The sequence below is a fragment of the Desulfovibrio sp. ZJ369 genome (genome assembly GCF_011039085.1).
Classification (GTDB): Bacteria; Desulfobacterota; Desulfovibrionia; order Desulfovibrionales; family Desulfovibrionaceae; genus Desulfovibrio.
Map to the genome: position 1 here is coordinate 1 of NZ_JAAKEI010000050.1, position 13,269 is coordinate 13,269.

Below are 13,269 nucleotides of genomic sequence, written 5' to 3' on the forward strand. Positions count from 1 at the left end.
TCCACAATTCTTGCAGCGATACCTTTGTTTTCCCAGAATCTTTCCGCTTCGATATACCGTGCTGGCATGGCACTTTGGGCAGTCGGGCTTTGCTTCCATGTGTTTCTCCTTTTGGAGGGATATAACATATTTACATCATATTGTTAATACTCTCCTTTGTTGATACGCCGTCTGGAAGACAGGCCGCCATTGCCCCCCTTGTCATCTCTGCCAGCAGGGCTACGGACATTCCGGCCTTTCACGCGGCATGGTTCATGAACAGGCTCAAGGCCGGGTACTGCGTGTGGGAAAATCCGTTCAACACCCATCAGAGGCAATACGTTTCCTTTGAACAGTGCAGGGTTTTTGTGTTTTGGAGCAAGAACCCCGACGCGCTGATACCCGATCTGCCGAAGGTGAGCGAGCGGGGCTGTCAATTCTATTTCCAGTACACGCTCAACGACTACGCCGAGACCGGGATTGAACCACGCCTGCCCAGGCTTGCGCAGCGCATTGAGCTGTTCAAGCGGCTTTCCGAAAAGATCGGGCGGCATCGTGTCATCTGGCGTTTCGATCCTGTCATCCTTGGCGGCGGTCTGACTGTAGAGAACACTCTCGACAGGCTTTACGCGATCGGGCGAGAGATAGCCCCCTACACGGAAAAACTCGTATTCAGCTTTGTGGACTGGTACAAAAAAACAGAGAGGGAACTCGGTAAGATAGACAAGAGCTTTCGTGCGCCCAGCAACGAAGAAATGCTTGCTCTCGCCAAGGGGATTGTGGAGGTTGAACGCGCCTTGCCGGGCCGCCTGAAGCTTGCGACCTGCGCCGAGACACTTGATTTGGACGCCCTTGGCATTGAACATAACAAATGCATCGATCCTGATCTGCTCTTGCGGCTATGCCCGGATTGTGCGGAGTTCCAGAAGACTGCCAGCAAACCGACGCGAACGGCGATCCAGGGCTCGCTCTTGGATATCCCTGCCCTTTCTCAGGTACAGCTTGCCGCGAAGAGCGCCAAGGACAACGGCCAGAGGAAAGCGTGCGGCTGCGCTCCCAGCAAGGACATCGGCGCGTACAATACCTGCCGGCATTTTTGTGCCTACTGCTATGCGAACCAATCACAGAATGCCGTACTATCCAGGATGCAGACAGTGGATCAATACAGCGAAAAATTATAATTATTTTCAAGCCGGTAACTGGAAAAGGCTACAGGCTTGTTTTTTGTGTGAAACATGCTACCTTTAGAGCGTGTCGCCAGAGCGTTTTGCTCATGAAAGCAGCTCAACGCTCTGCTTGCGCGTCTCAAACTCGCGGGCGACCCGGAAGGCATTGTCTGCCGCGCAACCTATACCATCCGTCACGCCGTCCGCGAGTTCTGCCCGGAGGAAAACAACAAGCCATGTCCGTAACGCGCCATCCCGTTCCGGCCGCGGGGCCTGATCAGCCCCATTGCACGGAGCTTTTGATCCGCCGCAGCCGCTTCCTGGCTCAATGCGCTCATACGCCCGGCCCTGAGGCGGCGCGCGCTTTTGTGGAATCCGTGCGCCGCGCCAGAGCGGACGCCACGCATAACTGTTGGGCTTTTGCCGCGGGCCCGCCCGGGCAAACCGCGCGGATTGGCTTTTCCGACGACGGCGAACCCCACGGCACGGCCGGCCGGCCCATGCTGCAAGTCCTGCTGCATTGCGGCATCGGGGAAATATGCGTGGTGGTGACGCGCTGGTTCGGCGGGATCAAGCTGGGCACCGGCGGTCTGGTGCGGGCCTATCAGGATTCGGTGCGCGAAAATCTCGCGTCCCTGGCAGTGGTTGAGAAGGTGCCTTTGGCCCATCTTGCGCTGAGCCTGGAGTACACGCATCTGGACGGCCTGCGCCGCCTTTTGCCCACTCACGAAGCGCGGCTTACAGCCGAGGACTATCAGGCCGCCGCGCATCTGCGCCTCAGTCTGCCGCAAGAGCGCGTTCCGGCCTTTGAAAAGGCCCTGGCCCGGCTGACCAACGGCGCGGCAAGCTGCCGCGCTCTGGATCAGGCCGCCTTTTTGGAGAATGACGCGCCTTGAAAAGGGACAGTTTCCAGGAGCGTCAGCGTTGGCAAGGGCGCGCAATGACTGCGGCGCCCATGCTGCTACTGGAGGATTTCCACCGTCAAACCCGGCGCCAGGCGCACCTGGCCGTCCACCACCACCCGGTCGCCCTCGCGCAATTCTCCTTCCAGCACGCTCCTGCCCTGATGCTCAAAAAGCACCTTGACCGCCCGGTAGACAGCGCGATTTTCAGCGTCCACCAGATAGACATAGGACCCTTCGCGGCCGGAGAGCACTGCGTGGCTGGGCACGGTCAAGGCATTGGCGGCCAGGCCAAGGGGCAACTGCACCTGCACGAACTGACCGGGCCAGAGGCGGCGATCCGCATTCTCAAAGGTTCCGCGCAGGCGAATGGTGCCGGTGCGCGTGTCCACCGTATTGTCCACCAGGGTGAGGCGGCCGGTCTCGGCTCTGCCGCCGGCGGGCGCGGCCGTGACAGGCACGTCTCCCTGCCGCATGCGTTCCAGAATCACGGGCAAATGCGCCTCGGGCACGGAAAAAGTCACATAAATGGGCGTCAGCGTGTCAATGGTCACAACCGGCGTGTCATCCGTATCTTTCACCATATTGCCCTTGTCCACATTGAGCGCGCCAACTCTGCCGCTGATGGGAGCCGTTACCGTGCAGTACGAAAGCTCAAGGGCCGCGCTTTCCACAGCCGCTTTGTCCGACTGCACCGTGGCTTTGAGGGCAGCGGCCTGAGTGGCGGTCTGCTCATAGGCCTCACGGCTCACATAACCGCTGCCCACCAGCTTGCCGTAACGCCGCATGTCGTCGTTGGCCTTGGCCAACTGGGCCTGCGACTTGGCGAGCAAACCGCGCTTTTCGCGCAACGCGGCTTCAAAGGGGCGCGGGTCAATGCCGATCAGGGGCTGGCCTTCGCGCACCTCCTGCCCCTCGGTAAAGTGGACTTGCCGGATTTCGCCTGTGACCCTGGGTTTGACGGCCACACTGGCCGAGGCTTTGACATTGCCCACCGCATGCAGCAGGCGAGGCACATCGGCCCGGATCACGGGCTGGACATGCACCGGAGCCGGGGGAGCTCCGGCCCCTGCGTGATCTTCGCCCGAACAGGCGGCCAGCAGGGGCAGGAGGAGAAAACAGCAGCGCAAAAGATACTTCATGCCTGTCCTTGACAACCTTTTTTTCGTGAGGCGGCGCATTGTGCGAGCATGCCTGATCCGCGCAACGGCCTGCCGGGCCCGCGGCAAAACGCGCGGGCATCAGGCCGGCTGCTGTGGTCAAGTATGTCGCATGCAATGCGCTGTTGCCAAGCATAAATTTCAGCGGACGCGCAGAGGATAACTACCCTGGCTTACCTGCGCCTCAGGCCGCGCAGGCTTGCAGCCAGGGAGCGAAGCGGAGCCGTATATCTCCAGGAACAGGAACGCCGGATGCCGTCGGAACCCGGCCTGACAAAACCCTGTTCGCGGCCGCCGTCCGTGCCGTGGCGCGGGGTGCGCGAACGCATTGACTTTGCGCGTTTTCGCGGCATAGTATGCCGGGCTTTGGGACGGTTCCCGTTTTTTTCCCGCCGGGCGGCGGCAGGCAAGGAGAACATATTGGCCAAAAACCGGGCTTTGCAGCAATGGCGTGTGGAAGACTCCATGGAGCTTTACGGCATCCGCGACTGGGGCGCAGGCTACTTCAGCATTTCCGAGGCGGGCGAGGTGGTCATCTGCCCGCAGGGGCCCAAGGGCCCCCAGATTCCCATCCCGGAAATCATCGCCGGGCTGCATGAGCGCGGCTACGACATGCCCGTGCTTCTGCGGGTGGAAAATATTCTGGATTCGCGCATTGCCAGCATCCACGAATCCTTTCGCAAGGCCATCAAAAATCTCGGTTATACCGGCGAATACCGCGGCGTTTTTCCCATCAAGGTCAATCAGCAGCAACAGGTGGTGGAAAAAATCGCCCAGTTCGGCGCGCGCTATCACCACGGCCTGGAAGTGGGCTCCAAGGCCGAGCTGATCGCGGCCGTCTCCCTGATGCGCGACACGGAAGCCTGCATTGTCTGCAACGGCTACAAGGACGAGGAATTCATCGACCTGGGCCTCCAGGCCCTGCGCCTGGGCTTCAATCTCTTTTTCGTTCTGGAAATGCCCGGCGAACTGGAAATGCTCCTGGAACGCAGCAAGGCTCTCGGAGTGCGGCCCAACATCGGCGTGCGCGCCAAGCTGGCGGTCAAGGCAGGCGGCCACTGGACCGATTCCGGCGGCGAGCGTTCCACCTTCGGTCTTTCCCCGGCCCAGATTGTGGATGTGGTGGACAGGCTCAAGGCCTGCGACATGCTCGACTGCTTCCGGCTGCTGCATTACCACCTGGGTTCGCAGGTTTCCAACATTCGCGACATCCGCACCGGCGTCATGGAAGGCGCGCGCCTTTACCAGGGCCTTGTGCAGGAGGGCGCGCCCATGGGCTATCTGGATCTGGGCGGCGGCCTGGCCGTGGATTACGACGGCTCGCACACCAATTATGTGTCTTCGCGCAACTACAGTCTGGACGAATACTGCGCGGACGTGGTGGAAGCGATCATGAGCATCCTGGACGAGCAGCAGGTGCCGCACCCGCACATTATCACCGAATCCGGGCGGGCGACCGTGGCCTACTATTCGGTGCTGCTCTTCAATATTCTGGATGTCAGCGCGGTGGAGGAAGTGCAACTGCCCGACGAGCTGCCCCAGGACGCGCCGGAGCCGGTGCGCAATCTGCGCGAGGTGCTCGCCGGCATTTCTTTGCGCAACCTCCAGGAATGTTACAACGACGCCATTTACTACCGCGACGAGATGCGCCAGCTCTTTTCCACCGGCCGGGTCACCTTGCGCCAGCGCACCCTGGCCGAACGCTTTTTCTGGGCCATCATCATGCGCATTGCCCAGGAAAAGACGCGGCTGAAAAACGTGCCGCGCGATCTGGCCGACATCGACGTGAGCCTTGCGGACATCTATTACGGCAACTTCAGCGTGTTTCAATCCCTGCCCGACTCCTGGGCCATTGATCAGCTCTTTCCGATCATGCCCGTGCACCGGCTCAAGGAATTCCCCTCGCGTCAGGGCATCATCTCGGACATTACCTGCGATTCCGACGGCCGCATCGATCACTTCATCGATCCCCAGGGCATGAAACCCACTCTGGATCTGCATCCGCTGCGCGACGGGGAGGAATACTATCTCGGCGCGTTTCTGGTGGGAGCCTACCAGGAAACCCTGGGCGACCTGCATAATCTGATGGGCGACACCAATGTGGTTTCGATCCGCGCGGCGGACGACGGCAGCTATGAATATGTGCGCGAAATCCGCGGCGACTCCGTGGCCGACATCCTGACCTATGTGGAGTACGAGCCGCGCCGCATTCTGGAGGATCTGCGCAGCACGGCCGAGCAGGCGGTGCGCCGGGGGCGCATCTCGCCCAGCGATCGCTTCGCGATCATGCAGGCCTTTGAAGACGGCTTGCGCGGCTATACCTACTTTGAGAGATAACCTCAGGCCAGATGGCAGCGCGCCCGCCAGCCCGGGGCCAGCTCTTTCCATGCCGGAGGCTCGCGGCGGCAGATGCCCACGGCTTTGGGGCAGCGCGGGTGAAAGCGGCAGCCCGGCGGCGGGTTGAGGGGGCTGGGCAGCTCGCCTTCCAGCGGCGGCGGCAAAAGCTCCCCTTCTTTCCGCGATGCGCCCGTGGGCATGGAGGCCAGCAATGCCTGGCTGTAGGGATGGGCCGCGCCCGCAAAAAGCTGCTCGCGTGCGGCTTCCTCCACAATCTGCCCCAGGTACATGACCAGAATGCGCCTGCACATAAAGCCCACCACCGCCAGGTCGTGCGAAATAAAAAGATAGGCCGGGCCGAAACGCTCCTGCGCGTCCCGCAGCAGATTGAGTACCTGGGCCTGCACCGAGGCGTCCAGAGCTGAAACCGGCTCGTCGCAGATCACCACTTCCGGCCGGGTGATCAGGGCGCGCGCCACGGCAATGCGTTGGCGCTGGCCCCCGGAAAACTCATGCGGATAGCGCCCTCCCAGGCCGTCCAGGCCCACAGTGGCCAGCATTTCCTCAGCCCGTCTGCGCTGCTCGGCGCGGGGCACGCCCTGGGCGGCCAAAGGCTCCGCCACGGCCGCGCGCGCGGACATGCGCGGGTTGAGAGAAGAAAAGGGATCCTGAAAGACCATCTGAATCCGTCCCGCGGCCCAACTCCGGGCCCCGGCCAAAGGCAAGGCGCGGCCTTCCAGCAGGACCTGCCCGGACGATGGCGCCAACAGGCCGCAGGCCAGCCGCCCCAGCGTGGACTTGCCGCAACCGGACTCGCCCACCAGACCGAGACTTTCTCCGGCAGAGACATCCAGGCTGACGCGATCCACGGCAATCAGACGCCGTTGCTCGCCGAGCCAGCCCCGCCGCACGCCAAAAGCGCGTGAAACATCCTTCAGGGCCAGAAGCGGCCCTTCCGGCTTTGCAACGCCTCCGGGCATCAGCATGCCGTGCCCGGCCCCGCGCCGGCCTCAACAGCGCTTGCGCCGTGCCTCGGCGTGGAGGACGACACCCCCGCGGCCGCGAACGTGGCCATTTCATTAAAGACGGCCGCCGCGCTGCGCAAAAGCTGATACGCCAGGGCCGCGCCCGTGCCCTCGCCCAGACGCATGCCCAGATCCAGCAGGGGCTGCCCCTCGCCGGGGCGCGCGCCTTGCAGATGCGCCAGAGCCCGGCTGTGCCCCGGCTCCGCCGAAGCGTGGGAAAGCACGGCATAGTCCGCCAGGGCCGGGCAAAGGGCCAGAGCCGCCGCATAGGCCGCGCTGCTGATGAAGCCGTCCACCAGCACGGGCAGCCGCCGCGCTGCCGCGCCAAGCATGATGCCGCTCATGATCGCCAGTTCAAAGCCGCCCACTGCGGCCAGCACGCCCGGCGGATCACTGGCCTCCAGCAAAGCCGCGTTCACGGCCAGGGCCTGCCGGACAATCCCGGCCTTGTGACGGACCATGGCAGGATCGGAGCCCGCGCCGGGGCCCGCCACATCTTCAGGCTCAAGACCCAGCAAAGCGCAGTACACGGCCGTGGCGGCCGTGGAATTGGCAATGCCCATTTCCCCCACGCCCAGGCAGCGGCAGCCCTGATCAGCGGCCTCCACGGCCAGCGCAGCGCCCATCTGAAGGCCTTTCAGGCAGCTCTCGCGGCTCATGGCCGGGCCCAGGCTGATATCCGCCGTGCCGTCGCCCAGACGGCGATCCAGAAGCATTTCATGCGCGGGAAACGGCCCGCCCGCGCATCCGGCGTCCACTACGCGCAACTCCATCCCCGCCGTCCGACAGAGCACATTGACGGCAGCCCCGCCGGTCAAAAAATTTTGCACCATCTGACGGGTCACGGCCTGGGGAAAGGGTGAAACGCCCTGCGCGGCAACTCCGTGATCCCCGGCTACGGTCAGCATCAGGGCAGGGCTCACTGAAAGCGGCAAGCTCCCCTGCCCCATGGCGAAAAGACGCCGGGCCAGCTCCTCAAGACGCCCCAGGCTGCCACGCGGTTTGGTCAGATCGTCCAGATGCGCCTGGGCCGCCGCCAAATCCTTCGGCCGCAGAGGCTCAATGCGCAGGCCCGGCAAAACGTTTTCCATTTTTTCCTTGGACTGAATATTTTTCTTGTGCATTTCCGCTTCTTAGCGTTTCCGCGGAGCAGGCGCAAGGATCTTTACAAACGAAAAAAAATAATTTCTTATTTGTTTACTCTGTTGTCTGTCAGGACAGTCCGGCAGCGGCCATACGCCGCCCCTGCTCCTTTTAGAGCGTTTTGCTCATGAAAGTAGCTGAACGCTCTGGCGACAGCGTTAGCTGGCGTCCGCGCCGGAGCATACTATCCTTATCCTAAAAGGCAAATCATGCGCAATTTTGCTTTCGCCAACTATTTCGGCAAAACCGTCCTTTTTCTCTTCTGTGTCTGGGCCGCGCAGACCTGGCTCCCACTTGCGGAAAGCCGGGCCGCGCCCGCGCCCGACAGCCCGCGTATGACGCCTGTGGTCCGGGCCGTGCAGGCCGTGGCTCCGGCAGTGGTCAACATCACCAGCACGCATGTTATTGAAGGGCGTCGCCTTTCGTCCCTGGAGCGTTTTTTTGGGCCGGGCTTTGGCCCCGGCTTTCCGGGATTTGACGGTTTTCCCGGCAGGCAGGCCCGGCGGCAAAAGCGCGTCAGCTTGGGATCCGGCGTCATTGTGGACGGCCAAAAAGGCCTGGTGCTGACCAATGCCCACGTCATTGCCGGCGGCGACGAAGTCATGGTTCACCTGCTGGACGGGCGCGAGTTTCCGGCCACGGTCAAAGGCGCCGAGCCTGATTTTGACATCGCGGTCCTTGAGATCAGGGGCGCGCGCCAGTTGCCCGCGGTTCGCCTGGGAGATTCCGGCGACATTCTGCCCGGCGAGACAGTGATCGCCATCGGCAATCCTTTCGGTTTCACGCATACGGTCACAACCGGCGTGGTTTCCGCCCTGGGCCGCACCATCCGCAATGAAGGCGGCCTGTTCACGGATCTGATCCAGACCGACGCGGCCATCAATCCGGGCAACAGCGGCGGCCCGCTGTTGAATATCGAAGGCGGGCTCATCGGCATCAACACGGCTGTGGACGCGCGCGCCGAGGGCATCGGTTTTGCCATCCCCATCAACAAGGCCCGCCGGGTCATGGAAGATCTCATGGGCCGGGGCCGGGTGGCTCCGCTCTGGCTGGGCATCGCCGCCGAGGATCTGGACAGCCGCATGGCCATGGCCCTGGGCCGCAGGGAAGCACGCGGCCTGCTGGTCAGCACGGTTTTTGAAGGAACCCCGGCGGCACGGGCCGGCATTGCGCCCGGCGACATTATCGAAAGCATCAATGCCGCCCCGGTGCGGGATCGGCGCGATTACATCAATGTGCTGCGCAATCAGACCGGCGGCGAAACTCTGCGCGTGGCCCTGCGGCGCGGCGAAAAGAGCCTGACGCTCAATCTGACCCCCGCGCCTTTTGACGACGAGAGGGCACGCGCGCTTATGGAGCGGCGCTGGGGCCTTACGCTGGGCCCGGGCAGCCGGGGCCTTGTGATTCAAAGCGTGCGCCGCGACGGACCGGCCGCCTTTTTGCGCAAAGGCGATGTCATTGCCGCCGTGGGCGCAACACGAGTGGACACCCTGCAGGATCTGTTGCAGGCTTTTCGCCGGGAACGCCTTGCGGGCCAGGTGCTTCTGCAGATTGTGCGCGACGGGCGAGGCTATTACGCGCGCCTGGTGTTGTAAGCCCCTTTCTCTTGCCACTGCGCAAAAAATGCTTATTTCCCACATGCCCGGATCCTGCCGCAGCGGGCCGCCCGCAACAGTTTCCCGCGCGTTGGGCAAAATCGCGGCAGACACTTGACAGGGCCGGGGGCTGAAGCTATCCATTTCACAAGCGGCGACCGGCCGTTTTTGTCACCAGACAAGACACTGCTAATCTTGGGAGGAAACAATGGGCTATAATGTGAATGTTGACGCCGACAAGTGCGTGGGCTGTGGCGAATGCGTGGATGTTTGCCCCGTGGAAGTTTACGAGATCAAGGACGGCAAGTCCGAACCCGTCAATGCCGAAGAATGTCTCGGCTGTGAATCCTGCGTAGAGGTCTGCGAGGCCAGCGCCATCACTGTCGAAGAAAACTAAACAACGGGCAGCTGCCCACGCGGCATTCCGCTGTTGACCCGCTTATGCCGCTGTTTCGTGATTCCACAGTGCCGTCGGACGCGCACACGCCCGGCGGCACTTTCATAATCCGCCCGCGCTGTCGCAGGAAAGTCATGATCCCTGATCTGAGTGCCATTTTTTCCAGGTATGAAAGCCTGCGGGCTGAGGCCGACACCCTGTTTGCACGGGTGCGCGAGGCCCAGCCCCATTGTGTGACCTGCAAGGAAGGGTGCAGCGACTGCTGCCATGCCCTGTTTGACCTTTCTCTGGTGGAGGCCATGTATCTGAACCGGGCCTTCAGCCGGACCTTTGCGCACGGCCCCGAGCGATCGGCCATTCTGAGCCGCGCTGCCGAGACCGACCGCCGCCTGACGCGCCTGAAACGCGATCTCTTCCGGGCCGAAAAAGACGGAGAAAGCCCGGAGGCCATTATGGCGCGGGCCGCGCAGATCAAGTTGCGCTGCCCCTTGCTCGGCGACGATCAGCGCTGCCTGCTGTATGAAAGCAGGCCTGTTACCTGTCGCATTTACGGAGTGCCCACTGCCATCGCCGGCCAGGGGCATGTCTGCGGGTTTTCGGCCTTTGAAAAAGGCAAGCCCTACCCCACTGTGCATTTGGACAAAATGCAGGCCCGGCTGGAGGATCTGAGCCGGGAACTGGCAACAACCGTGCAATCGCGCTTCACGGAGCTGCACGAGGTCTATGTGCCCCTTTCCATGGCGCTGCTCACCACATACGATGAAACCTACCTGGGCATCGGCCCGGCCAAGCCCGAAGCATAGGAGCCCTCGCATGCCCGGCCTGATTCCCGCCGCCGTTTTTTGCGACAGCACTCCGCAAGAGCTCACTGAGGAGCAGGAAAAGCTCAAGCGCGAAATCTATGAAAAAATGAATCCGCGCCGCCGTAAATTTGTGGATCGCCTGGGCTACGAGAACTGGGATCCGTTCCAGAAGCCCAATGATCCCCTTGACATCCGCATGGACGTCAGCAAGCGCACCGCGCAGCAACTGATCAACGAATTTCTGCGCGAGGCCGCCAAAAAAGGCCCGTACAGCAATGAGTACGGCAAAGGCGCGCTGGAATGCGCCCTGGGCGCGGTCAAAAGGGATGAAAAATACCTGGGCATTTTTGATTTTTGCCTCTGGTATCACGATCTTCTGAAAAAAGAGGGGCACATCGAATGAAAGAACAGTACGACGACATTGACGAATATATTGCGGATCTCAAAAGCGAGATCGCGACCAATGACAAATGCGCCAACCACTATTATAATCTTGGTCTGGCGATGCTCTCCAAACGCGATTTTGTGGCCGCGGAGGAAGCCCTGCTCAATGCCGTGCGCAATTCGCCGCATCTGGCCGAGGCCTATGTGCAACTGGGCGGCATCTGCCTTGAGCGCGGCGATCTGGACGGCTGCCTGCGCTATAATGAAGAAGCCGCCAATTGCCGGGCCAAGTTCCCCATACCCTGGAGCAACATAGCCTTTGTGCATTTGCAGCGCGGCCAGCCCGACAAGGCCATTGCGGCCCTGCACAAGGCGCTCAAGTGGGACCCCAACTTTGTCCAGGCCAAGAACGCCCTGGCCACGGCCTATTTTATGAAGGGCGAGTTCAAGGCGTGCGAGGAAACCTGTAAGGAAATCATCAAGCAGGAACCGGGCTTTGCCCCTGCCTGGAACAACCTGGCCCTGGCCTATTTTGAAGGGCAGGAGTACGCCAAAGCTGCGGAAGCCGCGGACAAGGCTCAGGAACTGGGCTTTGAAGTGCCCCAGGGCTTTCTTGAGGAGTTGAAACCGCACCGCCAGGGGCTGTAGGGCATTCCGGCATTGGCTCCCCGCCTCAAAACGGCATGGACGCCGCAGCCCGGCCGCTTTTCCCGGTCGCGTTCCCGCGGCACGCGTACTGCTGTTCTGATTCCTTCCCGGCATACTTCTTGCTTGACAAGCGCAGGCGGTCAGATTTTCCCCGCCTGCGCTTTTTCGCGTCCGGCTTGCCGCCCGACGGCTCATGACAAGGAGTAACCGGCATGGAACTGGAATTCCGCTTTCGCAATAATGATCTGGGCCCTCTGTTCCCCACCTTTCAGGAACGGGTCAATGCCATGTTGCCCGTCACACAGACCGCGCAGGCCTCTTCCTCGGCCGCGCCCGCTTTGGAAGAGCGCGCCCCGGGCACGCCGCATATCCTGAACAACGAGGAAGTGCAACAGACTTTGGCCCAGGTGGAAGAAGAAGCCGTGCAGCAGAGCCGAGAACTGATGGAAGTCCATTCCGGCCTCAATGAGCAGCGCGTGGCCAGGCTGCTTGGGCTCTTGGACTAGAGCCTGTTCACGCTATTTGACGAATGATGTTCATAGCGGGCCCTAGCCGTGATGGCCGCAACCGCCCTTGCAAAGCTGCTCGGTCCCGAAAGGCTGGAGTTTGCCGTCAACAAAGGCTTTCAGGGCATCACGCACCGAGGCGTGCCCGGCATTATGGTAGACGGTAATCCCTGCGGCCTGCATTGCCTGAAGCGGGCGCATGCCCATGCCTCCGGCCAGCAGGGCGGTAACGCCCTTTTGGGCCAGTTCCTGCACAGGCTGCAGGCAGTTCCCGTGTTCATGCCCCGCATTATACTGCACATCCACCTGGCTGATTTGGCCGTTTTCAACTTTGGCCAGGGTATAGGCGTCGCAATGGCCGAAGTGGGCGCTGGGCGCTGCATCAAGCCCGCCCGGCGCGTCAGAGGGCACAGCCACCAGAATTGCATTGCTCATGTGAATTTCTCCTTGTGTGTCGGCCTGGCTGGGCAACATGCACACCCCGCCTTCAATGCGCAGGGCCTGCCCCTCAATCAGGGCCTGGGCCACGCAACGGCGCGCCTTGCGCAACAGCCTGCCGAAAGTATGTCGTGAGACGCCCATGCGGGCGGCAGCCTCGTCCATGTTCATTCCCTGGCAGTCGGCCAGACGCACGGCCTCCAGGCCGTCAACGGACAGCCTCGCTTCTGCAAGGTCGCTCAACGGTATCCCCTGGGGCTTGAAATAGCGCACTTTGGGCAACGCGGCCACGCGCCGGCAATGGCAGGGTCTGGGCATGGTCTCCTCAGTCATTTTGCTCAAATGAGCATTTAAGCCGCTCTTGGCAGATTGTCAAGGCATGCGGAAAAATTCCGGCGCTCAAGGCCGGCCCCGCAGCAGAACACGCGGTCGGCCCAAAAAGATACGTCCCCATACATGCTGCCGCTGCTCTCATGTAGAGCGGTTTGCTGTTGAAAACGGCAACCGCTCTGGCGGCCGCGGGAGCGGACGCCCGCGCCGAATGAGCGTCCAGACCGCGTTCTGGACGCGAAATGATGGCAGCGCCGCTTTTGAAATTGAATAATTTCAAAAGCAAAATGCTCTAGGGAGGTAGAGAGTGGTTTGGCGGGCCCTGGGCGGGGGGCAAAAGAGAAAGCCCCCGCGCCGGTGGCGTCGGGGGCTTTCTAACAATCTTTGGCAACGGCCTACTTTCCCGCAAGAAGATATGCAGTATCATCGGCGATGGAGAGCTTAACTGCCGAGTTC

The 13,269-nt window shown here is 61.8% G+C and carries 13 protein-coding genes; 9 read left to right on the top strand and 4 right to left on the bottom strand.

The genetic code is table 11. From position 1 onward, the window contains the following. Positions 1-140: 140 nt before the first annotated feature. Positions 141-1,160 (top strand): DUF1848 domain-containing protein, encoded by a 1,020-nt coding sequence (locus G7Y51_RS11865; RefSeq protein WP_277424697.1) that lies wholly within the window; start codon positions 141-143, stop codon positions 1,158-1,160. A gap of 221 nt (positions 1,161-1,381) precedes the next feature. Continuing rightward, positions 1,382-2,041, top strand: coding sequence for a YigZ family protein (locus G7Y51_RS11870; RefSeq protein WP_165177758.1), 660 nt, complete (start codon positions 1,382-1,384; stop codon positions 2,039-2,041). Between the two features lie 65 nt (positions 2,042-2,106). Here G7Y51_RS11870 and G7Y51_RS11875 read toward each other — a convergent pair whose 3' ends face one another. Beyond that, positions 2,107-3,189: an efflux RND transporter periplasmic adaptor subunit gene (locus G7Y51_RS11875; RefSeq protein ID WP_165177760.1), complete on the bottom strand. Its 1,083-nt coding sequence runs from the start codon at positions 3,187-3,189 to the stop codon at positions 2,107-2,109. A 438-nt stretch (positions 3,190-3,627) separates the two neighbouring features. Here G7Y51_RS11875 and speA point away from each other — a divergent pair, with 438 nt between their 5' ends. Next, positions 3,628-5,544, top strand: coding sequence for a biosynthetic arginine decarboxylase (speA, locus tag G7Y51_RS11885; protein ID WP_165177764.1), 1,917 nt, complete (start codon positions 3,628-3,630; stop codon positions 5,542-5,544). 2 nt (positions 5,545-5,546) lie between these two features. Here the strand turns inward: speA and G7Y51_RS11890 are convergent, their stop codons facing one another. Further along, positions 5,547-6,524: an ABC transporter ATP-binding protein gene (locus G7Y51_RS11890; protein WP_165177782.1), complete on the bottom strand. Its 978-nt coding sequence runs from the start codon at positions 6,522-6,524 to the stop codon at positions 5,547-5,549. Further along, positions 6,524-7,660, bottom strand: coding sequence for a nicotinate-nucleotide--dimethylbenzimidazole phosphoribosyltransferase (gene cobT, locus G7Y51_RS11895; protein ID WP_165177766.1), 1,137 nt, complete (start codon positions 7,658-7,660; stop codon positions 6,524-6,526). The genes G7Y51_RS11890 and cobT overlap by 1 nt, the downstream gene beginning before the upstream one ends. Positions 7,661-7,921: 261 nt before the next feature. Here cobT and G7Y51_RS11900 point away from each other — a divergent pair, with 261 nt between their 5' ends. The 6 genes from G7Y51_RS11900 to G7Y51_RS11925 all read left to right on the top strand — a co-directional run bounded on the left by G7Y51_RS11900 (position 7,922) and on the right by G7Y51_RS11925 (position 12,045). Next, positions 7,922-9,307, top strand: a complete 1,386-nt coding sequence (locus G7Y51_RS11900) for a trypsin-like peptidase domain-containing protein (RefSeq protein ID WP_165177768.1) — start codon at positions 7,922-7,924, stop codon at positions 9,305-9,307. A 208-nt stretch (positions 9,308-9,515) separates the two neighbouring features. Continuing rightward, positions 9,516-9,704, top strand: coding sequence for a ferredoxin (locus G7Y51_RS11905; protein WP_165070646.1), 189 nt, complete (start codon positions 9,516-9,518; stop codon positions 9,702-9,704). A 134-nt stretch (positions 9,705-9,838) separates the two neighbouring features. Beyond that, positions 9,839-10,507 carry a YkgJ family cysteine cluster protein gene (locus tag G7Y51_RS11910; protein WP_165177770.1) on the top strand — a complete coding sequence of 223 codons (669 nt, stop codon included), beginning with the start codon at positions 9,839-9,841 and terminating at the stop codon, positions 10,505-10,507. Positions 10,508-10,517: 10 nt separating this feature from the next. After that, complete coding sequence (locus tag G7Y51_RS11915; RefSeq protein WP_165177772.1) at positions 10,518-10,910, top strand: hypothetical protein; 393 nt, start codon at positions 10,518-10,520, stop codon at positions 10,908-10,910. Further along, entirely contained in the window at positions 10,907-11,539 is a 633-nt protein-coding gene (locus tag G7Y51_RS11920; RefSeq protein ID WP_165177774.1) for a tetratricopeptide repeat protein, read from the top strand. The genes G7Y51_RS11915 and G7Y51_RS11920 overlap by 4 nt, the downstream gene beginning before the upstream one ends. 212 nt (positions 11,540-11,751) lie before the next feature. Beyond that, positions 11,752-12,045 (top strand): pseudouridine synthase, encoded by a 294-nt coding sequence (locus tag G7Y51_RS11925; protein ID WP_165177776.1) that lies wholly within the window; start codon positions 11,752-11,754, stop codon positions 12,043-12,045. Positions 12,046-12,087: 42 nt separating this feature from the next. On the opposite strand, the gene G7Y51_RS11930 is transcribed toward G7Y51_RS11925, so the two are convergent. After that, the gene (locus tag G7Y51_RS11930; RefSeq protein ID WP_165177778.1) at positions 12,088-12,801 is read right to left on the bottom strand and encodes a DUF134 domain-containing protein; all 714 of its coding nucleotides are present in this window, start codon (positions 12,799-12,801) and stop codon (positions 12,088-12,090) included. Positions 12,802-13,269: the final 468 nt, after the last annotated feature.

What these genes read in the sequence shown, in the direction of transcription:
- G7Y51_RS11870 (WP_165177758.1), top strand. Translation starts at nt 1,382, where the DNA reads ATGTCCGTAACGCGCCATCCCGTTCCGGCCGCGGGGCCTGATCAGCCC.
- G7Y51_RS11875 (WP_165177760.1), bottom strand. Translation starts at nt 3,189, where the DNA reads ATGAAGTATCTTTTGCGCTGCTGTTTTCTCCTCCTGCCCCTGCTGGCC.
- G7Y51_RS11890 (WP_165177782.1), bottom strand. Translation starts at nt 6,524, where the DNA reads ATGCCCGGAGGCGTTGCAAAGCCGGAAGGGCCGCTTCTGGCCCTGAAG.
- cobT (WP_165177766.1), bottom strand. Translation starts at nt 7,660, where the DNA reads ATGGAAAACGTTTTGCCGGGCCTGCGCATTGAGCCTCTGCGGCCGAAG.
- G7Y51_RS11900 (WP_165177768.1), top strand. Translation starts at nt 7,922, where the DNA reads ATGCGCAATTTTGCTTTCGCCAACTATTTCGGCAAAACCGTCCTTTTT.
- G7Y51_RS11905 (WP_165070646.1), top strand. Translation starts at nt 9,516, where the DNA reads ATGGGCTATAATGTGAATGTTGACGCCGACAAGTGCGTGGGCTGTGGC.
- G7Y51_RS11910 (WP_165177770.1), top strand. Translation starts at nt 9,839, where the DNA reads ATGATCCCTGATCTGAGTGCCATTTTTTCCAGGTATGAAAGCCTGCGG.
- G7Y51_RS11915 (WP_165177772.1), top strand. Translation starts at nt 10,518, where the DNA reads ATGCCCGGCCTGATTCCCGCCGCCGTTTTTTGCGACAGCACTCCGCAA.
- G7Y51_RS11920 (WP_165177774.1), top strand. Translation starts at nt 10,907, where the DNA reads ATGAAAGAACAGTACGACGACATTGACGAATATATTGCGGATCTCAAA.
- G7Y51_RS11925 (WP_165177776.1), top strand. Translation starts at nt 11,752, where the DNA reads ATGGAACTGGAATTCCGCTTTCGCAATAATGATCTGGGCCCTCTGTTC.
- G7Y51_RS11930 (WP_165177778.1), bottom strand. Translation starts at nt 12,801, where the DNA reads ATGCCCAGACCCTGCCATTGCCGGCGCGTGGCCGCGTTGCCCAAAGTG.